This is a genomic window from Pantoea sp. MHSD4, from assembly GCF_021043305.1.
Lineage (GTDB): Bacteria > Pseudomonadota > Gammaproteobacteria > Enterobacterales > Enterobacteriaceae > Pantoea > Pantoea eucalypti.
Genome location: NZ_JAJNDH010000001.1, coordinates 1,234,598 through 1,256,039 on the forward strand (window position 1 = coordinate 1,234,598; position 21,442 = coordinate 1,256,039).

The 21,442-nt window shown below is 55.4% G+C and carries 24 protein-coding genes; 17 read left to right on the forward strand and 7 right to left on the reverse strand.

Annotated features, from left to right (window positions below; translation table 11 throughout):
- Nucleotides 1–73: 73 nt before the first annotated feature.
- The 10 genes from rsxA to LQK91_RS05730 all read left to right on the forward strand — a co-directional run bounded on the left by rsxA (nt 74) and on the right by LQK91_RS05730 (nt 10,764).
- Nucleotides 74–655 (forward strand): electron transport complex subunit RsxA, encoded by a 582-nt coding sequence (rsxA, locus tag LQK91_RS05685; protein ID WP_003853423.1) that lies wholly within the window; start codon nt 74–76, stop codon nt 653–655.
- Complete coding sequence (rsxB, locus tag LQK91_RS05690; protein ID WP_008926226.1) at nt 655–1,233, forward strand: electron transport complex subunit RsxB; 579 nt, start codon at nt 655–657, stop codon at nt 1,231–1,233. Before rsxA ends, rsxB begins: the two co-directional genes overlap by 1 nt.
- Nucleotides 1,226–3,919 carry an electron transport complex subunit RsxC gene (rsxC, locus tag LQK91_RS05695; RefSeq protein ID WP_105099211.1) on the forward strand — a complete coding sequence of 898 codons (2,694 nt, stop codon included), beginning with the start codon at nt 1,226–1,228 and terminating at the stop codon, nt 3,917–3,919. Before rsxB ends, rsxC begins: the two co-directional genes overlap by 8 nt.
- Complete coding sequence (gene rsxD / locus LQK91_RS05700; RefSeq protein WP_039660307.1) at nt 3,920–4,978, forward strand: electron transport complex subunit RsxD; 1,059 nt, start codon at nt 3,920–3,922, stop codon at nt 4,976–4,978.
- A gap of 3 nt (nt 4,979–4,981) precedes the next feature.
- Nucleotides 4,982–5,614, forward strand: coding sequence for an electron transport complex subunit RsxG (gene rsxG / locus LQK91_RS05705; protein WP_003849005.1), 633 nt, complete (start codon nt 4,982–4,984; stop codon nt 5,612–5,614).
- Nucleotides 5,607–6,311 (forward strand): electron transport complex subunit E, encoded by a 705-nt coding sequence (locus LQK91_RS05710; RefSeq protein WP_003849003.1) that lies wholly within the window; start codon nt 5,607–5,609, stop codon nt 6,309–6,311. Before rsxG ends, LQK91_RS05710 begins: the two co-directional genes overlap by 8 nt.
- Nucleotides 6,308–6,940 carry an endonuclease III gene (gene nth / locus LQK91_RS05715; protein ID WP_003849001.1) on the forward strand — a complete coding sequence of 211 codons (633 nt, stop codon included), beginning with the start codon at nt 6,308–6,310 and terminating at the stop codon, nt 6,938–6,940. The genes LQK91_RS05710 and nth overlap by 4 nt, the downstream gene beginning before the upstream one ends.
- Nucleotides 6,941–7,145: 205 nt before the next feature.
- The gene (locus tag LQK91_RS05720; protein WP_008926223.1) at nt 7,146–7,865 is read left to right on the forward strand and encodes an HPP family protein; all 720 of its coding nucleotides are present in this window, start codon (nt 7,146–7,148) and stop codon (nt 7,863–7,865) included.
- A gap of 234 nt (nt 7,866–8,099) precedes the next feature.
- On the forward strand, nt 8,100–9,443 hold the full coding sequence (locus LQK91_RS05725; RefSeq protein WP_003848999.1) for an MFS transporter: 1,344 nt from the start codon (nt 8,100–8,102) through the stop codon (nt 9,441–9,443).
- Complete coding sequence (locus LQK91_RS05730; RefSeq protein ID WP_105099212.1) at nt 9,421–10,764, forward strand: enolase C-terminal domain-like protein; 1,344 nt, start codon at nt 9,421–9,423, stop codon at nt 10,762–10,764. The genes LQK91_RS05725 and LQK91_RS05730 overlap by 23 nt, the downstream gene beginning before the upstream one ends.
- Before the next feature lie 39 nt (nt 10,765–10,803).
- Here LQK91_RS05730 and LQK91_RS05735 read toward each other — a convergent pair whose 3' ends face one another.
- The gene (locus tag LQK91_RS05735) at nt 10,804–11,499 is read right to left on the reverse strand and encodes a CTP synthase C-terminal region-related (seleno)protein (RefSeq protein WP_105099213.1); all 696 of its coding nucleotides are present in this window, start codon (nt 11,497–11,499) and stop codon (nt 10,804–10,806) included.
- A 668-nt stretch (nt 11,500–12,167) separates the two neighbouring features.
- Here LQK91_RS05735 and dtpA point away from each other — a divergent pair.
- Together dtpA and gstA are read left to right on the forward strand one after the other, a co-directional pair.
- Entirely contained in the window at nt 12,168–13,670 is a 1,503-nt protein-coding gene (gene dtpA, locus LQK91_RS05740) for a dipeptide/tripeptide permease DtpA (RefSeq protein WP_105099214.1), read from the forward strand.
- Nucleotides 13,671–13,818: 148 nt separating this feature from the next.
- Nucleotides 13,819–14,424, forward strand: coding sequence for a glutathione transferase GstA (gstA, locus tag LQK91_RS05745; RefSeq protein WP_003848994.1), 606 nt, complete (start codon nt 13,819–13,821; stop codon nt 14,422–14,424).
- A gap of 32 nt (nt 14,425–14,456) precedes the next feature.
- On the opposite strand, the gene pdxY is transcribed toward gstA, so the two are convergent.
- The 4 genes from pdxY to LQK91_RS05765 form a co-directional block, all read right to left on the reverse strand.
- A complete protein-coding gene (gene pdxY / locus LQK91_RS05750) occupies nt 14,457–15,317 on the reverse strand; it encodes a pyridoxal kinase PdxY (RefSeq protein WP_105099215.1) in 861 nt (286 codons plus the stop codon).
- 55 nt (nt 15,318–15,372) lie between these two features.
- Nucleotides 15,373–16,647 (reverse strand): tyrosine--tRNA ligase, encoded by a 1,275-nt coding sequence (gene tyrS, locus LQK91_RS05755; protein ID WP_033761546.1) that lies wholly within the window; start codon nt 16,645–16,647, stop codon nt 15,373–15,375.
- 140 nt (nt 16,648–16,787) lie between these two features.
- On the reverse strand, nt 16,788–17,444 hold the full coding sequence (pdxH, locus tag LQK91_RS05760) for a pyridoxamine 5'-phosphate oxidase (protein ID WP_003848991.1): 657 nt from the start codon (nt 17,442–17,444) through the stop codon (nt 16,788–16,790).
- A 26-nt stretch (nt 17,445–17,470) separates the two neighbouring features.
- The gene (locus LQK91_RS05765) at nt 17,471–17,785 is read right to left on the reverse strand and encodes an MliC family protein (protein ID WP_003848990.1); all 315 of its coding nucleotides are present in this window, start codon (nt 17,783–17,785) and stop codon (nt 17,471–17,473) included.
- A 189-nt stretch (nt 17,786–17,974) separates the two neighbouring features.
- On the opposite strand from LQK91_RS05765, the gene LQK91_RS05770 reads away from it, so the two are divergent.
- The 5 genes from LQK91_RS05770 to ycgZ all read left to right on the forward strand — a co-directional run bounded on the left by LQK91_RS05770 (nt 17,975) and on the right by ycgZ (nt 20,217).
- Nucleotides 17,975–18,178 carry a hypothetical protein gene (locus LQK91_RS05770; protein ID WP_003848989.1) on the forward strand — a complete coding sequence of 68 codons (204 nt, stop codon included), beginning with the start codon at nt 17,975–17,977 and terminating at the stop codon, nt 18,176–18,178.
- 353 nt (nt 18,179–18,531) lie between these two features.
- Nucleotides 18,532–18,765: a YgdI/YgdR family lipoprotein gene (locus LQK91_RS05775; protein WP_003848987.1), complete on the forward strand. Its 234-nt coding sequence runs from the start codon at nt 18,532–18,534 to the stop codon at nt 18,763–18,765.
- A 15-nt stretch (nt 18,766–18,780) separates the two neighbouring features.
- Nucleotides 18,781–19,011, forward strand: a complete 231-nt coding sequence (locus tag LQK91_RS05780; protein ID WP_003848985.1) for a YgdI/YgdR family lipoprotein — start codon at nt 18,781–18,783, stop codon at nt 19,009–19,011.
- A 464-nt stretch (nt 19,012–19,475) separates the two neighbouring features.
- Nucleotides 19,476–19,748, forward strand: a complete 273-nt coding sequence (locus LQK91_RS05785) for a hypothetical protein (RefSeq protein WP_008926219.1) — start codon at nt 19,476–19,478, stop codon at nt 19,746–19,748.
- A 229-nt stretch (nt 19,749–19,977) separates the two neighbouring features.
- Nucleotides 19,978–20,217, forward strand: a complete 240-nt coding sequence (gene ycgZ / locus LQK91_RS05790; protein ID WP_003848978.1) for a regulatory protein YcgZ — start codon at nt 19,978–19,980, stop codon at nt 20,215–20,217.
- A 22-nt stretch (nt 20,218–20,239) separates the two neighbouring features.
- On the opposite strand, the gene LQK91_RS05795 is transcribed toward ycgZ, so the two are convergent.
- Nucleotides 20,240–20,380 carry a hypothetical protein gene (locus LQK91_RS05795; protein WP_223296456.1) on the reverse strand — a complete coding sequence of 47 codons (141 nt, stop codon included), beginning with the start codon at nt 20,378–20,380 and terminating at the stop codon, nt 20,240–20,242.
- 154 nt (nt 20,381–20,534) lie between these two features.
- Complete coding sequence (locus LQK91_RS05800; protein ID WP_008926218.1) at nt 20,535–21,149, reverse strand: TetR/AcrR family transcriptional regulator; 615 nt, start codon at nt 21,147–21,149, stop codon at nt 20,535–20,537.
- Nucleotides 21,150–21,442 lie beyond the last annotated feature (293 nt).

The window sequence follows — 21,442 nt, forward strand, 5'->3', positions numbered from 1 at the left end:
CGGGTGGCGCGGGTGTTGAGATACGTCGCGCTATCAATGATAATAAGCCGCTTTCTGGCTCCCAGGCGAAAAAATGACCGATTATCTGCTTCTCTTTGTTGGCACCGTGCTGGTGAATAACTTCGTATTAGTGAAGTTTCTCGGCCTCTGTCCTTTTATGGGCGTTTCCAAAAAACTGGAAACGGCAATTGGCATGGGCCTCGCCACGACATTCGTCATCACGCTGGCGTCGATCTGCGCCTGGCTGGTCAATCATCTGATCCTGCTGCCGCTGGATCTGGTCTATCTGCGCACCATGGCGTATATCCTGGTGATCGCTGTTGTCGTGCAGTTCACCGAGATGGTAGTACGTAAGACCAGCCCGTCGCTCTATCGCCTGCTGGGTATTTTTCTGCCGCTAATTACCACCAACTGTGCGGTGCTGGGCGTGCCGCTGCTGAGTGTTAACCTCAACCACACCTTTATGCAGGCTGCGCTGTATGGTTTCAGTGCTTCCATCGGCTTTTCGCTGGTGATGGTCCTGTTCGCCGGTATGCGTGAGCGCCTGGTGCTGGCGAATGTTCCGGCCCCGTTCAAAGGCAACTCCATCGCCCTGATCACTGCGGGCCTGATGGCGCTGGCATTTATGGGCTTCAGCGGTCTGGTGAAATTCTGATGACCGCGATCTGGATTGCTGTTGCCGTATTAAGTGCGCTGAGCCTGGTGTTCGGCGCGCTGCTGGGTTACGCCTCGCGCCGCTTTGAAGTCGAAGAAGATCCTATCGTTGAGCAGATTGATGCCATTCTGCCGCAGAGCCAGTGTGGTCAGTGTGGCTATCCAGGCTGCCGTCCCTATGCGGATGCGGTCGGCAACAACGGCGAAGCGATCAATAAATGCGCGCCAGGCGGCGAGCAGACCATGCTCAAACTGGCTGCGCTGCTTAACGTTGATCCGCAGCCGATTGATGGCGATGAATCGGCGAAAGAGCCGGTGCGCACGGTGGCGTTCATTGACGAAGCCAACTGTATTGGCTGCACCAAATGTATTCAGGCCTGTCCGGTGGATGCGATTGTCGGGGCAACCCGCGCCATGCACACCGTGCTGAGCGATGTCTGTACCGGCTGCGATCTCTGCGTCGCACCCTGCCCGACAGACTGTATTGAAATGCGTCCGGTTGCCACCACACCAGCTAACTGGAAGTGGGATTTGAATACCATTCCTGTACGGGTGATTCCGGTAGATACTCATGCTTAATCTGTTTAACTTCCTGAAAAAAGAGAAGGTCTGGGATTTTCAGGGCGGTATTCATCCGCCGGAAATGAAAACCCAGTCTAACGGTACGCCGCTCAGCGAACTGCCGTTGCCACACCGTTTTATTATCCCGCTGAAACAGCATATCGGACATGAAGGTGAGATCTGCGTTGCGCCTGGCGACAAGGTGTTGCGCGGTCAGCCCCTGACGTTTGGCACGGGCCGTATGCTGCCGGTCCATGCACCCACTTCTGGTGTCATTGATGATATTGGTCAGCATATGACCGCGCATCCTTCGGGTTTGTCAGAACTGTGTATTTTTCTGACGCCCGACGGCGACGACCGCTGGATACCGCTTGATCCTCTGCCTGACTACCGTCAGCATCCGCGCGCCGACATTGTGCAACGTATTCACGACGCCGGCGTTGCGGGCCTGGGTGGCGCGGGCTTCCCTACCGCCACCAAACTCAAAGGCGGCCTGCGCGGGGTGAAAACCCTGATTATTAATGCGGCCGAGTGCGAGCCCTACATCACCGCGGACGATCGTCTGATGCAGGATTACGCCGCTGAAGTGCTGGAAGGCAGTCGCATTCTCGCATGGGTGTTGCAGGCTGAGCGGGTTTTGATTGGTATTGAAGATAATAAACCAGAGGCGATTGCCGCGCTGAAACAGGCATTGGGTAACGAACGCGATCTGCACATTCGCGTCATCCCGACTAAATACCCTTCTGGCGGCGCAAAGCAGCTGACCCGTATTCTGACCGGCATGGAAGTGCCACACGGCGGACGTTCCACCGATATCGGTGTGCTGATGCAAAACGTTGGCACCGCCTGGGCGGTTAAACGCGCCATAATTAATGGTGAGCCGATTACCGAACGTGTCGTGACGCTGACTGGCGAGTCAATTGCCCAGCCGCGTAACGTCTGGAGTCGTCTCGGCACCCCAATCAGCCATCTCTTGCACCATGTCGGTTTTACACCAGCACCGCGTCAGATGGTGATCATGGGCGGCCCGCTGATGGGCTTTACCCTGCCGTCGCTGGATGTGCCGGTGGTGAAGATCACCAACTGTATTCTCGCCCCCTCTCCCAGTGAGATGGGTAACAACGATGAAGAGCAGTCCTGCATTCGCTGTTCCGCCTGTGCCGATGCCTGTCCGGCTAAGCTGCTGCCTCAGCAGCTTTACTGGTTCAGCCAGGGCGGCGATCACGATAAAGCGCGCTCACACCACATTGATGACTGTATTGAATGTGGCGCCTGCGCCTATGTCTGCCCGAGCAATATTCCGCTGGTGCAATATTATCGCCAGGAAAAAGCGGAGCTGCGCGCCATCGATCTGGAAGCGAAACGCACGCTGGAAGCCAAAGCTCGCTTCGAAGCCCGTCAGGCAAGGCTGGAGCGCGAGAAACAGGCCCGTGAAGCGCGTCATGAGGAGGCAAAACAGCGTGTAGCCCGTACCGATACCAGTGAGCTGGCGGCTGCGAAAGCGCGGGTGAAAGCCCGCCAGGCCGCTGAACCGGATGAAGCGACGCTTGAAGCGCAACGTGAAGCCCGTCATGCGCAGGCGCGTCTGCGTCAGGCCGAGGCTCAGGCGGAAACCCAACCGGTAACGCGTCAGACTGTCGATCCGCGCAAAGCAGCGGTTGAAGCGGCCATTGCCCGAGCTAAGGCGAAGAAAGTGTCACCGGTTGATGCGGTGGAGACCGTGGCTGAAGCCAGCGTCGATCCGCGCAAAGCCGCTGTCGAAGCGGCGGTAGCCCGCGCTAAGGCGAAGAAAGCTGCACAGGCTGAAGCCGCGGCTCCGGCTGACACGGCGAACGTTTCTGACGCCGCGCCAGACGCCGCTGCTGAAACCGACCCGCGCAAAGCTGCGGTGCAGGCCGCGATTGCCCGCGCCAAAGCGAAGAAAGCGGCGCAGGCTGAAGCCGCGGCTCCGGATGACACGGCGAGCTTTTCTGAAGCCGCGCCAGACGCCCCTGCAGAAACTGACCCGCGCAAAGCTGCGGTGCAGGCCGCGATTGCCCGCGCCAAAGCGAAGAAAGCCGCGCAGGCTGAAGCCGCGGCTCCGGCTGACACGGCGAGCGTTTCTGAAGCCGCGCCAGACGCCGCTGCCGAAACCGACCCGCGCAAAGCTGCGGTACAGGCCGCGATTGCCCGCGCCAAAGCGAAGAAAGCCGCACAGGCTGAAGGCGCGGATGCGGCGGCTCCGGCTGACACCGTGAGCGTGTCTGAAGCCGCGCCAGACGCCGCTGCCGAAACTGACCCGCGCAAAGCTGCGGTGCAGGCCGCCATTGCCCGCGCCAAAGCGAAGAAAGCCGCACAGGCTGAAGCCACGGCTCCGGCTGACACCCCGAGCGTTACTGAAGCCGCGCCAGACGCCGCTGCCGAAACCGACCCGCGCAAAGCTGCCATTCAGGCGGCGATTGCCCGTGCCAAAGCGAAGAAAGCCGCGCAGGCTGAAAATGACGCGGAGATGGCTTCACGCGATGCCGCAGCAGTCGCTACTGCCGCGCATTTTGCGGTGGAGAAAGCGGAAGAGGCGCAGGAGCAGGCAAACAATGCGAATGCTGAACCTGAACAGGCACCTGAACTGAATCAACCCGATGATGCGCGCAAGGCCGCTATTGCTGCCGCCATCGCCCGTGCCAAAGCGCGTAAAGCGCAGTCGTCTAAGACGCTTGAGGATTAAATGGCTTTTCGTATCGCAAGTTCTCCTTACACCCATAACCGCCGCAGCACAGGCAACATCATGCTGCTGGTGGTGCTGGCTGCAGTGCCGGGTTTTGCTGCACAGTGTTATTTCTTTGGTTACGGCACCTTTTTGCAGGTCCTGCTTGCGACGCTCACCGCATGGCTGACCGAGGCGGCCATTCTGCGGCTGCGTAAAGCGCCCGTTGGCAGCACCCTGGCGGATAACTCCGCGTTACTGACCGCTGTTCTGATTGGTATCAGCCTGCCGCCGCTGGCGCCCTGGTGGCTGGTGGTGATCGGTACGCTGTTTGCTGTGGTCATTGCTAAACAGCTTTATGGCGGTCTGGGACAGAACCCGTTTAATCCAGCGATGGTCGGCTATGTGGTGCTGCTGATCTCCTTCCCGGTGCAAATGACCAGCTGGCTGCCGCCTGACACCCTTCAGGCGATCAAACCGGGGCTGATGGACAGTCTTAGCATGGTGTTCAGTGGCCATACGCTGGCGGGCGAAACCATGCAGCAGTTGCAGATGGGTGTGGATGGCATCAGCCAGGCGACGCCGCTTGATACCTTTAAAACCGGTTTACGCGCCGGTCACAGCGCAGAGCATTTGCTGGCCCAGCCGATCTACAGCGGCGTGCTGGCGGGCCTGGGCTGGCAGTGGGTCAATGTCGGATATCTGGTGGGCGGCCTGTTCCTGCTGTGGAAAAGTGCGATTCGCTGGCATATCCCTGCAGCCATGCTGCTGTCACTGGCGTTCTGCGCCACGCTGGGCTGGTTCTTCTCACCAGAATCACTCAACAGCCCGCTGATTCACCTGTTCTCCGGTGCCACCATGCTGGGCGCGTTCTTTATTGCTACCGACCCGGTGACCGCCTCCACCACCAATCGGGGTCGCCTGATCTATGGTGCGCTGATTGGATTGCTGGTCTGGCTGATTCGCAGCTTTGGCGGCTATCCTGATGGCGTGGCATTTGCTGTGCTGCTGGCAAACATCTGCGTGCCGCTCATCGATTACTACACCCAGCCGCGCGTTTACGGCCATCAGAAGGATTAAGCGATGCTGGAGACGATTCGCAAAAATGGTGTGACGCTGGCGATTTTCGCCGCAATTACCACGGCTGCTACTGCAGTAGTCAATACGGTCACTAAACCGACAGTGGAGCATCAGACCCTGCTGCAGCAGAAAAATTTGCTGGATCAGGTGGTGCCTGAAGACCTTTATGACAACAATATTCAGCAGGATTGTTACGTTGTCACAGATGCTGCACTGGGGAATAGCGCCCCGCACCACCTCTTCCTGGCGCGTAAAGGCGGCCAGCCGGTCGCTGCCGCACTGGAGACAACTGCGCCTGACGGCTACTCTGGTGCGATACAGATGCTGGTCGGTGCTGATTTCCAGGGTAAAGTACTGGGCGTGCGGGTGATCGAACACCATGAGACGCCTGGTCTGGGCGATAAGATTGAATTACGCATTTCTGACTGGATCAACAGCTTTAATGGCAAAGTGGTTCATGGTCCGGCGGATAAAGCGTTTGCGGTTAAGAAAGATGGCGGCGACTTCGATCAGTTCACCGGCGCCACCATTACCCCACGCGCGGTGGTCAATGCGACCAAACGCACCGCGCTGTTGATGAAAACGCTTCCGGAGAAACTCTCTTCGTTACCGGCATGTGGAGACGCAAATGAGTGAAGCTAAAAGTCTGCTGGTGGGTGGACTGTGGAAAAACAACTCGGCACTGGTGCAGTTACTGGGCCTGTGCCCACTGCTGGCGGTTACGGCGACGGCAACGAATGCGCTGGGTTTAGGGCTGGCCACCACGCTGGTGCTGACCCTGACCAACAGTTTTATTTCGGCCTCGCGCCGTTGGGTGCCGTCTGAAATTCGTATCCCGATTTATGTGATGATCATCGCCTCCGTGGTGAGCTGCGTGCAGATGCTGATCAACGCCTACGCCTATGGTCTCTATCAGTCGCTGGGGATTTTTATCCCGCTCATTGTCACCAACTGCATTGTGGTTGGTCGCGCTGAAGCGGTCGCCTCCAAAAGCAGCATCCCGCTTGCCGCGCTGGATGGCTTTGCCATCGGCATGGGCGCGACCTGCGCCATGGTGGTGCTGGGTTCGCTGCGTGAAATTATCGGCAGTGGCACACTGTTTAACGGTGCCGATCAGCTGCTCGGCCCGTGGGCGAAATCGCTGCGTATCGAAGTGGTGCATTTCGATTCACCGATGCTGCTGGCAATGCTGCCGCCGGGCGCGTTTATCGGCCTGGGCATGATGCTGGCGGGTAAATACCTGATCGATCAGAAGATGAAACAGCGGGCAGCTCTGCGTGCTCAGGCTGCTGAAAACGCGGCACCTCAGAACGCCGTCGGGAAGCCGGTGTGAACCAGACTAAACGCACCGAGATTCTTCATCGCCTGCAGCAGAACAATCCGCATCCCACCACCGAGCTGAACTTCAGCTCGCCGTTTGAGCTGCTGATTGCGGTACTGCTGTCGGCGCAGGCGACCGATGTCAGCGTCAACAAAGCCACCGCAAAGCTCTATCCGGTGGCGAATACGCCTGCCGCGATGCTGGCGCTGGGTGTGGATGGCGTAAAGGAATACATCAAGACTATCGGCCTGTTTAACAGCAAAGCGGAAAATGTGATTAAGACCTGCCGCATTCTGCTTGAGCAGCACAACGGAGAAGTGCCGGAAGATCGTGCGGCGCTGGAAGCCCTGCCTGGTGTTGGCCGTAAAACGGCCAATGTGGTGCTGAATACCGCCTTTGGCTGGCCGACAATTGCCGTTGATACTCACATCTTCCGCGTCAGCAACCGGACAAAATTTGCGCCGGGTAAGAATGTGGAAGAGGTGGAGCAGAAGCTGCTGAAGGTGGTTCCGGCTGCCTATAAAGTTGACTGCCACCACTGGCTGATTCTGCATGGCCGTTACACCTGCGTGGCGCGCAAGCCCCGTTGCGGCTCATGCCTGATTGAAGACCTCTGCGAGTATCCCGACAAAGTCGAGTGATTCGCCTGACTAACCCGCTGCGGCGGGTTTTTTATTGTCTGGTTAAACCCTCTGTAACCTTCTTTCCAGTCCGATTCCCCTTTTCGCCGCACGCTCTGGCTCGTCTGAATACCTCCACAGTTTGTCGGGTTGTTACATTGATGTTGATGATGGAAAATCGCCGCCCCTGACGATAAGAAAATGTTATGACACGGTGAGTAAAGTAATGATCAAAGGTTCTTCTGCGGAGAGACATCCGCTGCGCCTGTTTCTGGCACGATTCTGGCCACATCCGCTGACAGTCAGTAAAAAGCATGTGGTGATTGCCGGACTGGGTGCGGGCATTGGCCTGGTACTCACCAGTCTGCTGAGTCACTGGATGCTGGGGGAGCTGAATCTGTGGTTTGTTGCCCCGGTGGGTGCTTCGGCCGTTTTACTCTTTGGTCTGCCCGCCAGTCCGCTGGCGCAGCCGTGGGCCATCGTCGGCGGCAACACCCTGTCCGCGCTGGCGGGCGTCACCGTCAGCCAGCTCATCCCCGATCCGGCGATTGCCTGCGGCGTCGCGGCCTGCGTGGCGATCCTGTTGATGTTTCAACTGCGCTGTCTGCATCCACCCGGCGGCGCAGTCGCGCTAACCGCTATTCTGGGCGGACCTTCCGTGGATCAATTGGGTTATCAGTTTGTCCTGACGCCGATCATGCTTAACTCACTGACACTGGCGCTGCTTGCATTGCTGTTTAATAATCTGGCCGGTCGCCGCTATCCCCACCCACTGGCGCCGCAGGAGGTTAAACCGGAGCCGATCGCGATGCCGGTCTCGCTGACGCGCGCCGATCTGCATCAGGCTTTACAGGGCGGTGAACTGCTGGATATTGATGAAGACGATCTGCAGGAATTGCTGCTGCGAGCCGAAGAGATTGCCGGACGCCGTCAGGTTAACGGCTGAAACCTGCCTGTTGTGGCTGTCGGTCCTCCGCTTTTCTCCTTGCGGAGGCGGGGATGCCGACATTGATCGCTGCCACACTTTTGCTTAGCCGCTGCGCCAGCCATATCTAATAACATATTGATAACACAGCCACCCAGGCCGGACGCCCATCGGGTCCTGGGCGAATGCCCATAGAGCTGCCCTTTTGCGCGCCCTACACTTTGCTCTTCTTTACGTTTCTTACGAGGAAGACCGATGGATAGCGCCTTGTCCCCGCAGCAAGATGAGCTGATCGCCTCCGCCATCAAAAAATTCTTCACCCATATCATCCCCATGCTGGTGGTGATGCTGATCATTAACCAGATCGATCGCGCCAATATTGGCTTCATCAAGGCGGAACTGCGCACCGATGCCGGGATCAGCGCGGCGGCCTTTGGTCTGGGTGCGGGCCTGTTTTTTATCGGCTATGCGCTGTTTGAAGTTCCCAGTAATCTGATGATGAAGCGCTTTGGCGCCCGCGTCTGGCTGACACGCATTATGATTACCTGGGGACTGGTGGTGGTCATGACGGGTTTCGTCACCTCACCCATCCAGTTTTACCTGCTGCGTTTTTTACTCGGCGTGGCTGAAGCAGGTTTCTTTCCCGGCGTACTGTTCTATTTCCGTCAGTGGGTCCCGAATGCCTGGCGCGGCCGGGCCACTGCGATGGTGCTGAGTGCAACTGCGGGCGCCTTCCTCTTCTCCGGGCCAATCACTGGCGCCATTCTGATGATGCACGATTTTTCAGGCATTGCCGGCTGGAAATGGGTGATGTTTCTTGAAGGCGGTGCTTCCGTGCTGGTCGGTATTCTCGCCGCATGGGTACTGGTGTCACGCCCCGGCGACGCACGCTGGCTGAGCGATGCGGAGAAACAGGCCCTGATACAGCAGCTGAATAGTGAAGAGGCACAGCGTGACGAGCTTAACCGCGCGCCCGGTAAAATGTCGCTGTTACGTAATCGCAGCCTGCTGTTCTTCTGCGCGATCTTCTTCACCATGACCATGACAGGCTATACCCTGGTGTTCTGGCTGCCGCAGATTATTCAGCGTATTCAGGGCTTCAGCAGTTTTGGCATCGGCATTCTCACCGCCGTACCCTGGCTTTGCGCCATTATTGCCATCAACCTGCTGAGTCGCTTTTCAGACCGCCACCGCGACAAACTCGATAAAGCGCTGGGCGTCGCCATGCTGGTCGCGGCCTGCGGCACCTTTATGGCTACGCTGGGTTCTCCATGGTTTGGCTTCCTGGCGATGATCGTGGCCTGTATCGGCTCGAAAGTCAGCGCCACCTTTTTCTGGCCGATGCCGCAGGGAGAACTGCCTGCCTCAATTGTTGCGCCTGGGATTGCGCTGGTGAACTCTGTTGGCAACCTTGGCGGCTTCTTCGCACCGACGGTGTTTGGCTATCTGGAGATGAAGACAGGCTCCACCACCGGCGGTCTCTATGCCCTGACCAGCGTCTCGCTGCTGACCGGGCTGTGGCTGCTGCTGCGCCGCAAGCCCTCCCCGCCTTCCCTTGATCCTATGGAGAATCACAATGTCAGACAGTCCAGTCATTAAAACAATGCGGGTGGTGCCTGTCGCCGGATATGACAGCATGCTGCTGAACATTGGCGGCGCGCACAACTGCTATTTTACCCGCATTCTGGTGATCCTGACCGATTCCGCTGGCCGTACCGGCGTCGGCGAAAGTCCCTGCCACGCCTCAACACTGGCGCTGCTGGCGCGCTTTCGTCCGCAGATTGAGGGCAGCGATCTGCTGCGGCTGAATGCCACCGTCGCGACGCTGTTTGCCAGCGACGCACGACACCAGCAGACCGCGCACACCGACGACATTCATATTCCGCAGATGAATCCCGAGAAGTTTTACAACGCCACCGCAGCCATTGAAGCTGCGCTACTTGACCTGCTGGGCCAGCACCTGAATCTGCCGGTTGCCGAGTTACTTGCCAGCGGCAAGCAGCGCGATCGCGTGCCGGTACTTGGCTATCTGTTCTATATCGCCGACCGTAACCTGACCAGCATGGACTATCAGGCGGGCCACGCTGGTGGTGATGCCTGGCTGCAACTGCGTCATGAGAAAGCGATGGATGCGGATAGCGTGGTGCAGCTGGCGGAGGCGGCAGCCGATCGCTATGGCTTCCGGGATTTTAAACTGAAGGGCGGCGTTCATCATGCCGAAGTGGAAGTGGAGACGGTTAACGCCCTGCTGACACGTTTTCCTCAGGCACGGGTAACGGTTGATCCCAATGCCAGCTGGTCGCTGGATGAGGCCATTTATTATGGTAAACAGCTGGCGGGCCGGATTCCCTATCTGGAAGATCCCTGCGGCGCGGAGCAGGGCTATTCCGGCAGGGAAACGCTGGCGGAGTTTAAGCGAGCCACGGGTATTCCGGTCGCCACCAATATGATCGCCAATGACTGGCGACAGTTGCAGCATGCCTTACAGCTTAATGCCATCGACATCCCCCTGGCCGACCCGCATTTCTGGACGATGCGTAATGCACATACCGTGGCGCAGTTGTGCCATGAATGGGGCCTGACAACCGGCTGCCACTCAAACAACCATTTTGATGTATCACTGGCAATGGTGGCGCATCTGGGAGCCGCGGCACCGGGCGACAGACTGACTGCGTTTGATACCCACTGGATCTGGCAGGATGGTCAGCAGCTGACGCAGCATGCGCCGCAGATTCGGGATGGCTTTCTGGAACTGCCTGAGGGGCCAGGATTGGGTATTACCCTGGACATGGCGCGGGTCGAAGCTGCCCATGAACTCTACCACTCGCTACCTGATAAAAACCGAAACGACGCGTTGGGCATGCAGTTTCTGATTGATAACTGGACGTTCAACGCGAAACGACCGGCCCTGTTGCGCTGATGACCGCCATCCTGTGACAGTGTCACAGGATGGCTTTGTTTAGCGTTGCGCCAGTGCCGCCTGCATCCATGCAATCACCAGCGGAGAGTCTTTTTCCTGCAGTGCCGCGCGCTCAGACTGGAACAGCGTAGCCACATAGAAAGGATGAGCCGGTAACTCCACGCCGCGAACGTCACCGGCATCATCCCAGGCGGTAATGCGCAGCGTATTATCGCCCAGCGCGTCACTGAATTCCGGGTTAACGCCAAAGTTACAGTGGTAGCCCTCGTCGCTCTCCAGCGTCCCGTAAGCCAGAGCAATACGGGAACCCGCTTCAAACCTCACCTTGCCACGCTGCTCCACCAAAGAGCAACTCAGCGGGGCAATGACCATCCGTCCGCCGGTATCCGTTTCAGCATGACGGGCATCGTGCCAGCCCAGGACGTTGCGCGCATACTCGATCACCGCATACTGGAATCCCCCACAGGAACCCAGGAAAGGTTTACCGCTCTCCCGCGCCCAGCGCAGGGTTTCAAATACGCCATTATCGTTGCGGTAAGGACTGCCAGGAACAACCCAGACCGCATCACTGCGCGTCAGGTCTGTCTGTTCGAGGTGGTCAGTAGCGATCCAGTTCGTTTCAACGATAAGATTTAGCCGACGTGAAGCACGTTCAATAGCAAGGGGGATAGCCTGATGGGCAACCGCATCGGCGCGGTAGTCACCGACGAGAGATAAATGCAGTGGAGACGACATGAACTGATCCTTCCTGGAGAAATTGAGAGGTTACAGTAATGTTAATTTTCTGTCGAGGGTGACATTGTGCATCCGCGTATTGATAAGATTTTAATATGACTGCGCGGTTTTTCACCGGCGGTCTGAGGTCATTTTAACTTCCTGCTGGCCGCCCCATGACCTCCACTTCCCCTCCCGATCTCACGACGCAATCGGTTTCTTTTTTTGCTTCCTGAAATAAATCATCTGATTGTGCGCCGGATCGCCTTTTGACTCTTTTTTCGCCAATGCCGGGCAGGTAATGTCTGATAATTCGTCAGATTGACTGCGATTCAGCCAGTAACCTGTTATTAGCACTGTCTGATTATTATTCAACAACCGATTTATCTGGTTAGCTTCGATTTAGCAGTTAATATCATTACTCGCTAGTGCAAGGTGCTCATTCAGAGTATCTGTACTAATATTTTTTGCTGCTTCAACATTTAAAACCAATTAACGATTTGTTATAAGTTTTTTAACCCAACATCCCTGGATTCAACGGGTTGCCAGAAAATTCTTGCCCTGACGCCCGTAATCAGCCAAATTAGTCGCCGCTTTTCCCTTCTAATAACAATCTTGCGCATGGAAAACTCACATGACGCGGACTTAATTCCTGTCCCGAAACAGGGTATGAAAAAACTGAGGTACATGTGTCAACTGCAAACAAACACACTGATGAGGCTGTCAGTCTCAATGCGTTTAAACAGCCGAAGGCGTTCTATTTAATCTTCTCGATCGAATTATGGGAACGTTTTGGATTCTATGGCCTGCAGGCCATTATGGCGGTTTACCTGGTGAAGCAACTGGGATTGTCTGAATCAGACTCCATTACCCTGTTCTCTTCATTCAGTGCGCTGGTTTATGGGCTGGTCGCGATTGGCGGCTGGCTCGGTGATAAAGTGCTGGGCACCAAACGCGTCATCGTGTTGGGCGTGCTGGTGCTGGCATTGGGTTATGCGCTGGTCGCGTTCTCCGGTCATAACGTCAGCATTGTCTATATTGGCATGGCGACCATCGCGGTCGGTAGCGGCCTGTTCAAGGCAAACCCCTCTTCGCTGCTCTCGACCTGTTACGACAAAGATGATCCGCGTCTCGACGGTGCGTTCACCATGTTCTATATGTCGATCAACATCGGTTCCCTGTTTTCGATGATGCTGACACCGTGGTTAGCCGCGAAATATGGCTACAGCGTCGCCTTCTCACTGTGCGTCATTGGCCTGGTTATTACCCTGTTTAACTTCCTGTTCTGTAAACATATGGTCAAGGATTACGGCTCTAAGCCAGACTTTGTGCCGTTGCAGGTCGGTAAACTGCTGATGACCCTTGTGGGTGTCGTTGTGCTGATCGCGCTGGCCAACTGGATGCTGCATCATCAGGTTATCGCACGACTGGTGCTGGCGGTGATTGCGCTGGGTATTTTGCTGGTGTTTGCCAAAGAAGCCTTTGCGCTGCACGGCGCGGCGCGTCGTAAGATGATTGTGGCCTTCCTGCTGATGGTCGAAGCGATTCTGTTCTTCGTCCTCTATATGCAGATGCCAACATCGCTCAACTTCTTCGCTATCCGTAACGTTGAACACACCATTCTTGGTATTACGTTTGCGCCAGAGCAGTTCCAGGCACTGAACCCGTTCTGGATCATGCTGGCCAGTCCGCTGCTGGCGGCGCTCTATAACAAGCTGGGCGATAAACTGCCCATGCCGCACAAGTTTGCCTTTGGTATGGTGCTCTGCTCCGCTGCGTTCCTGGTGCTGCCGGTGGGTGCAAAGTTCGCCAGTGATGCAGGCATCGTTTCTGTAAACTGGCTGATCCTGAGCTATGCGCTGCAGAGTATTGGTGAGCTGATGATCTCCGGCCTCGGCCTGGCGATGGTCGCGCAGCTCGTGCCACAGCGCCTGATGGGCTTCATTATGGGTTCCTGGTTCCTGACCACGGCAGGTGCAGCTGTGATTGCAGGTAAAGTAGCAAACCTGATGGCCGTGCCTGAAAACGTAACCGATCCGCTGATTTCGCTGGCAACCTACAGTCGCGTATTCCAGCAGATTGGTATCGTGACGGCGGTGATTGCTCTGCTGATGCTGATTACGGCGCCGTTGCTGAACCGCATGACACAGGCGCAGGATAGCGACGCCAGATCAAACGATGTGAAAGCGTAATCGCTGCCACGTGACAAATCAGCCGGGCTCTGCCCGGCTTTTTTATGCCTCACACTCCCCCTTAACAGATCCCTGATCCTTATCACTGGTAATTCCATCCTGAGTCTTTACTATGCTGTGATCCCACTGCAACAAGGAGTACATGGTCATGAAACTGTTTTGCAAAGCAGGAGCCTGCTCTCTCTCTCCCCACATTGTTATGCGCGAATGCGGGCTGGACTTCACGCAGGTGAATGTTGATCTGGCAACCAAACTCACCGAACGGGGCGACGATTTTCGCCAAATCAACCCTAAAGGTCAGGTGCCCGCGCTGCAGCTCAGCGATGGTACCGTGCTGACGGAAGGCGCCGCGATTGTACAGTATCTGGCAGACCTCAAACCCGATCGCCATCTTCTGGCGCCGGTTGGCAGCCTGACGCGTTATCACACTCTGGAGTGGCTGAGCTACATCGGCAGCGAGCTGCACAAAAGCTTTGGGCCGCTGTTTCGCCCCGGATACTCTGATGAGGTGAAAGCGCAGACCCGCAACCAGCTGGAAGCGAAATTCCGCTATGTCGATGAGTCATTACGTGACAGGCAGTGGCTGATGGGGATGCATTTCAGCGTCGCGGATGCTTATCTGTTTGTGGTGACGCGCTGGGCAAAAGCGCTGGGGCTGGATTTGTCCGGCTTTACGGCACTTGGGGCATGGTTTGATCGTGTCGCGGAACGTCCTGCGGTGCAGGCGGCGCTGAAAGCGGAAGGCTTAGCCTGAGAGAACAGGGCCGGTTAACCGGCCCTGATGCGTTACAGCTTTTCTGCCGTGAAGTGCTGCATCGGACGGGCAATGGCATCCTGTGCCGCCACCAGCTGCAGCTCATACTCGCCCATCTCATGAGTTTTCAGCATCACCTCATACACCGCGGCAGTGACGTGCTCCAGCGCATCCTGCAGTGATTTGCCGTGCAGCAGATTAACCAGCAGCAAACCACTGGTAAGATCGCCCACGCCGACGGGCTGACGGACACCGAAATCGACCAGCGGACGGCTGATGTGCCACGCGTCTTCTGCTGTTACCAGCAGCATCTCAAAACGGTCGCTGCGACGCCCTGCGCGTGCCAGATGCTTCACCAGCACCACACGTGGTCCCTGGGCAATCAGTGCCCGCGCAGCGTCTACCGCCGCGTCGACGTCAGTGATTGTACGTTCACTTAGCATCTCCAGCTCAAGCAGGTTCGGGGCGATAATGTCACTGGCTGGCATCGCCATCTTGCAGTGGAACTCCGCCACACCCGGTGCCACGATGCAGCCTTTTTCCGGATGACCCATCACCGGGTCGCAGAAATACCAGGCCTGTGGGTTAGCCGCTTTGACCTGACGAACAATCTGCAGAATCTGCTCGCCCTGCTCCGCCGAGCCCAGATAACCGCTCAGCACCGCGTCACAGGTCTTCAGGCGGTCGATATCCGCAATGCCTTTAACGATGTCGGTTAAATGCGTTGCAGGCATGACCGTGCCGGTCCAGTGCCCATACTGCGTATGGTTGGAAAACTGCACGGTGTTCAGCGGCCAGACGTTTGCACCCAGGCGACGCATCGGAAATTCAGCTGCCGCGTTACCTGCATGACCAAATACAACGTGCGACTGAATCGCTAAGATATTTTTCACTAGTTTGCCCTGTCCTGCCTTGCCATAAAAAAGGGCCGGAAACCGGCCCTAAATCTTACTGCCATTTAATCAGGCAGTAATGTTTCTTACCACGACGCAGCAGCGTGTAGCGGTTAAACAGTTTGTCGCTGTCGCTGAAGCGGTATTCTGCATCGGACTGTTTTTCACCGTTCAGTGAGACGGCATTCGAACCGATCATGGTGCGAGCCTGGCCGCGAGACGGCACGAGCTCCGCTTTCACCAGCGCCTGCTGCAGGTCATCGTCTGCGCCCAGCGCGATAGTTGGCATACCATCCTGCGCCAGTTGCTCAAAGTCAGCTTCCGTCATTTCGCTTACAGAACCGGAGAAGAGGCTGGCGGTGATGCGTTTCGCCGCCGTCAGGCCCGCTTCGCCATGCACCAGACGCGTGACCTGCTCAGCCAGCACATACTGCGCGCGTGGCGCGGTACCGCTGTTTTTGTCCTCTTCTTCCAGCGCGTTGATCTCTTCTATGCTCAGGAAGGTGAAGAACTTCAGGAAACGATAGACGTCAGCATCCGCGGTGTTGATCCAGAACTGATAGAACTTGTATGGACTGGTTTTCTTCGCATCCAGCCAGACTGCGCCGCCTTCCGTTTTACCGAATTTGGTGCCGTCAGACTTGGTGATCAGCGGAACGGTCAGGCCAAAGACCTGGTTCTGATGCAGACGACGGGTCAGATCGATACCAGAGGTGATGTTACCCCACTGATCGGAGCCGCCGATCTGCAGCGATACGCCGTGCAGTTCATTCAGGCAGGCAAAGTCATAACCCTGCAGCAGATTGTAGGAGAACTCGGTAAAGGAGATGCCCTGATCGTCACGGTTCAGACGCTGCTTCACTGCTTCTTTGTTAATCATCTGGTTAACAGAGAAGTGCTTGCCGATATCACGCAGGAAGGTCAGCACGTTCATGCTGCCGAACCAGTCGTAGTTGTTGGCGGCGATGGCGCTGTTGCTGCCGCAATCGAAGTCGAGGAATGGCGCCACCTGCTGGCGGATCTTTTCAACCCATTCGTTGACGGTGTCACTGGTATTAAGTTTACGCTCTGCGGCTTTAAAGCTTGGATCGCCAATCAGGCCGGTTGCACCCCCGACCAGGGCTACCGGCTTGTGGCCGGCATCCTGAAAACGCTTCAGGCAGAGCAGCGGTACCAGATGACCCAAATGCAAGCTGTCAGCAGTGGGGTCGAAGCCGCAATAGAGCGAAATTGGCCCCTGTGCCAGTTTCTCTGTTAACGCGGCTTCATCCGTCACCTGGGCGATAAGGCCCCTCTCCTGCAATTGTTGTATCAGGTTACTGCTGGTCATTACTGACTCCAAATTGATCAGACTGCACCTATGCTGGTACACAGCTTTCCGCTGACTTGCGGAATCGAAAAAAATCAGGGCTATAGCATAAAGCGCTGGCGCTTTCTGTGCCAGCGCTGATAGGGAGAAATCGTGCAGATTCAGGGAGCCAGACGGTCGATTTTCCAGCCGTCATTGTCGCGCTGGTAGATGAAACGATCGTGCAGACGATGTTCGCCCCCCTGCCAGAACTCCATTGTGTGAAATTTCACCCGGTAACCGCCCCAGAAGCTGGGCAGCGGCACCTCGCCCTGCTGAAACTTCTGTTTAAGCTCAAGGAACTTCCCTTCCAGAATCCCGCGCGCCGAAATCCGGCTCGACTGCTTCGATACCCAGGCACCAATCTGACTGTCACGCGGGCGGCTGTGGAAATATTTCAGCACCTCCAGCGGCGACAGTTTTTCCACTTCGCCCAGCACCATCACCTGACGTTCCAGAAAGTGCCACGGGAAGTGCAGGCAAATGCGCGGATTGTGCGCCAGCTGTAACGCCTTACGGCTGCCGAGGTTGGTGTAAAACACCATGCCCTGCGCATCAAAGTGTTTCAGCAGCACAATACGCTGCCACGGCTGACCCTGCTCATCCACGGTGGCCACGGTCATGGCAGTAGGATCGGGCAGTTTTGCCTCACAGGCCTGGCTCAGCCACTGTTCAAACAGCGCGATCGGATTGTCCGGCAGATCCTTGCGACGCAATCCGCCGCGGGTATATTCACGCCGCAGATGGGCAATGGTGTGTAGCGTTTCGCTGTCGCTCATTAATGCTCGCCTATTCAGAGATAAAGTCAGCTGGCAGGTTGCAGCTCACAATCATTCACGACAATTTTATCGTTACGTTCGATAAATGCGCCGTTTCCTTTGGACCAGAAAACATAGGTGTCATCGCTGTAGCGCGCGCCGGAGGCGGAGACGGTCTGCTTCAACGTTAAAGGCTTGCCATCCATAATGAAACTTACCTGCTCCTGCGCCTCGTCCAGCGTCACGGTCAGGGGCATTGTTCCGCAGCGATAATGCAGGGTCTGTGGCGATGCCGGCTGTTTATGCATCAGGCTACAGCCTGACAATAGCAGCACCGCGACAACGGTTAATCCTTTCAACATAAGCGGGTCTCCTTCACGAGTGAAGCTGGCATTATAAGAAGGATTTGTCGCGAAGTAAGTGGGAATCCGCGCCAATCTGGAGGATGCTGTCAGCCAGGCTGAATTATTGCGCCTTTTCAGACGGTTGTCTGAATGCACATGCCGTGTTATCAGGCTACGCTCTATAGATCTTAAGCGAGGAAGACAAACATGAAATTTGATAACGAAGATGCATTTAAGCTGGCCGTGGCGTTTATGAACCATAAAGAGAATGCCACCATCGCCAGCAGCTACTTTAAAACCTTTATCGACACCTACCAGAAGTTTGACCGCTGGCTGAGCGCATCTGACCCGGTCAGCGCCATGAAAGCGGAAAAAGCGGCCGCCAAAGCGGGCGAAGACTCTATTCTCTGATCCTTTTTTCACGGGTCCGATAGCCCTTCAGGCGTCGGATCCGCGAATAGCGCCAGGTGCCGCCATCGACGTGGCATCCTGCATGCGATTCTTCCGTGTTAACGGAATTATCTGCGCTCTCTATTTCCCGCTTTTGCTCCGTTTTTTATTTCGATGCGGTCAGGGCTCAGCTGAAACGCATAAACAGCCGTATGCATTTGCAATAAATGCTATTCGCCGGCGCCATGCCTGCTAATTAACGCAATACACTCTGTTTTTGTATAAAAAACAGGCATCGACGCGCGACAGAGCCAGCAAAATTTATAAAGCCGTCTATGCTGTAAACGTCTGGATATACTTCATGGAGCAGAAAAATGAAAATGAAAACCCTGTCAGCCATCGCGCTGCTGGCACTCTCTTTAGGTACGCTTGCAGGTTGCGCCTCGAATCAGTCTATTAAGACGACCGATGGCCGCACGATTGTGACTGACGGCAAACCGCAGATTGATTCAGATACCGGTCTTGTTTCTTACCGTGATGCTCAGACAGGAAAAACTGAGCAGATCAATCGTAATGAAATCAGTAATATGAGCGAACTCGACAACTAATACAAGGTGAAGACGATGAAAAAAGCGCTGATTTTACCTCTCGCCGCATTGATTGGTATGACCGTATTAACTGGCTGCACCCGTACCAGTTATGCGATTCAGACTAACGATGGACGCACCATTATTAGTGATGGCAAGCCTTCTGAATCGGACGCTGGCCTGCTGGCCTATACCGATGCCAATGGTGTGAAGCAGCAGATTAATAAAGCAGACGTTAAAGCCGTCTCTGAAGTTCCGCACAAATAATCGCAATGCTGTTCTCGCGTTAATAAAGCCGCTTAAGAGCGGCTTTATTTTTGCCTTTTTTCGCCTTTTACCTGATATAGCCCCCCTCTCAGAGCGGGCTTTTTTAAAGCAGAAATATCCGATGCGATATGGCAATAATATTGCAGAGCCTTATAAGGAACTGTGCAATTTATCGTTTATACAGGCGTAAAAAACCGACTGGAAAATGCTGTTGCGCACAGGCCACATCACTTATCTGAATTTCAGGCAAACGTCTGCTTCTTTAACCAGAACAATAGTTCAACCTGTTCACTTCAAAAATAATCTATTGTTTTTTATTTTTTACTATCATGAAGTTATATCATGACACAAAGGTTCCCTTTATTTTTAACAAAATTATCTGGTGCCGTCTGTAACTTATGACCTTTTAGTCCAGCGCCTCTTTAACTAGACTATTTATATCGCTATCAATCAGGAGGCTATAAATGATTTATCACGATACAACGACTGGTCATATGATTCTTGGTGAAGCAGCAATTAATCTGGCATTTGAAGAACAGGATATTACGCTGGTATCGCTGATTCGTCAGTTGGGCGAAATGGCCGAAAAGGAGTGCAGCGATGAACGTGTAGAGCAGATTGCTGATGCACGACACTGGCTCAAAGGTTTCATTGAAGATTCGCCTCGTGACCGCGCCGAATTAAACTGGCTGGTCGAGACCGGGCAGGCACCGGTTTCCCTGAAAGATTATCGGTAGTCATAAGGCTTCGACGTTCATTTCTCATGAGAGCCGGACGCCCTTCTGGCTCTCATGCGCTTCATACTGCTGTCCCTTTGCTTCTCTTTACGGCCGCTCTCTCGCTGCCCGGCATCCTGACCAAAAAACGTCATTCATCATTACGCTGAAATAACTGTACAGATTCACTTTTTGCGTATAACTTCGCGGCTATTCGATCGTTTTTACATCAACAGCCAGGAAACGCACCATGTACCCGAACCCGAGACTGCCGCGGACGGCAGACGATATCGCCCGTTATTTCAATGCGGCAAGCCTGCCCTCACAGCAGGAGACACTGGGACAGGTAGTCGTGGAAATTTTGCATGCCGGCGGGAATGTGAACCGTAAGTCGATCTGTACCAAACTCCTGCGTCGCCTCGAAACAGCGTCCACTGAGGAAGAAGAGCGCCACTATCGCGCGCTCATCAGCCTGCTGTTTGGTCGTTAATCATCGCCACGCTTCGCCCCGGTCAGCGCGTCAGTGGCTCCCCACTCTCCGTCACCCGCTGTGCCTGAGGATGTTTCGCTGTCTGGGTTTCAAACCCACCACGGGCGGCAAAAACAGAACAGCCAATGGCTGCCACGAGTGTCAGTAAGATTGAAGTTTTCACGAAACGGGCCTTAATTTTCCACGCAATAGAATAAAGCGTAAAAGCCTGGCACATAATCAGACCCGGGGAAAGGAAGCGGAAGAATTTCTCTGTCCGGAAAGCGTATATCAGAGAAGCGCCTGTTTACGGATGCTGCTGTCCCCACTCAGAACACTTATCCCAGTATTTTCAATGCCAGCGCCAGCGTCTGCTCTTCATGGATCACATCACTGACTTTGCCCGACACGCGCATACCGTATGCGATGCAGAGAATTAAACCGGCTGCCGCTTCACTGTCCAGCGTGCGATTGATAGAGCCATCCTGTTGTCCCAACTCCAGCAATGAAACCAGGAAGCGCTGACTACGCTTGATGACATCATCAATGCGCTGCGCAAGATCTTCATCCATCGTCTGCAGCGCAATGGCGCTGGACACCACCAGACAGCCGCATCGCCCCTCAATGGCACGCGCCGAATCCAGGTAGAACTGTAACAACTCCGTGATTTTATCCCGTCCGCTGACACAGGGTGCCAGACGGCGGCGCAGTTCGGTATTTCTCAGCAACAGATAACGTTCGAACACCAGCAGAAAGAGGGAGCGTTTGTCTTTAAACGCTTTATAGATGCTGCCTGCGGAGAGGTTCATCGCCTCCCCCAGATCGCCTATTGATGCCGCGTGATAGCCTTTTTGCCGGAAAACGATCATGGCACGATCCAGAGCCTGTTCAATGTCGAACTCCCTGGGCCGTCCCCGCTCTTTGTTTTTATGCGCTGTCGCTGTCGTGCTCATTAATTACCGGCCTGAAGAAGTGCGTTCCTGTCAGAATCAACAGGGATTCTATCCCAGGCTCGGGTAACAAGTATAGCTGGCGGCGATCAGCCCGCAGCATACATTCGGACAGATCTCTGTTCCTGTCGCTGAATGGCAGAGGGGGTTTAACCGGTTGTGACCTGCAATCCGGCTCAGGTTACAGGACAAACCGCTCATGATTCACTCAGGTAGTAACGCGTTTTTTTTGCGGCAATCAGCCCGTTGCTGTGTGTTTATTATGGTCAGCCATAATCTGAGCGGCTTAATTAACA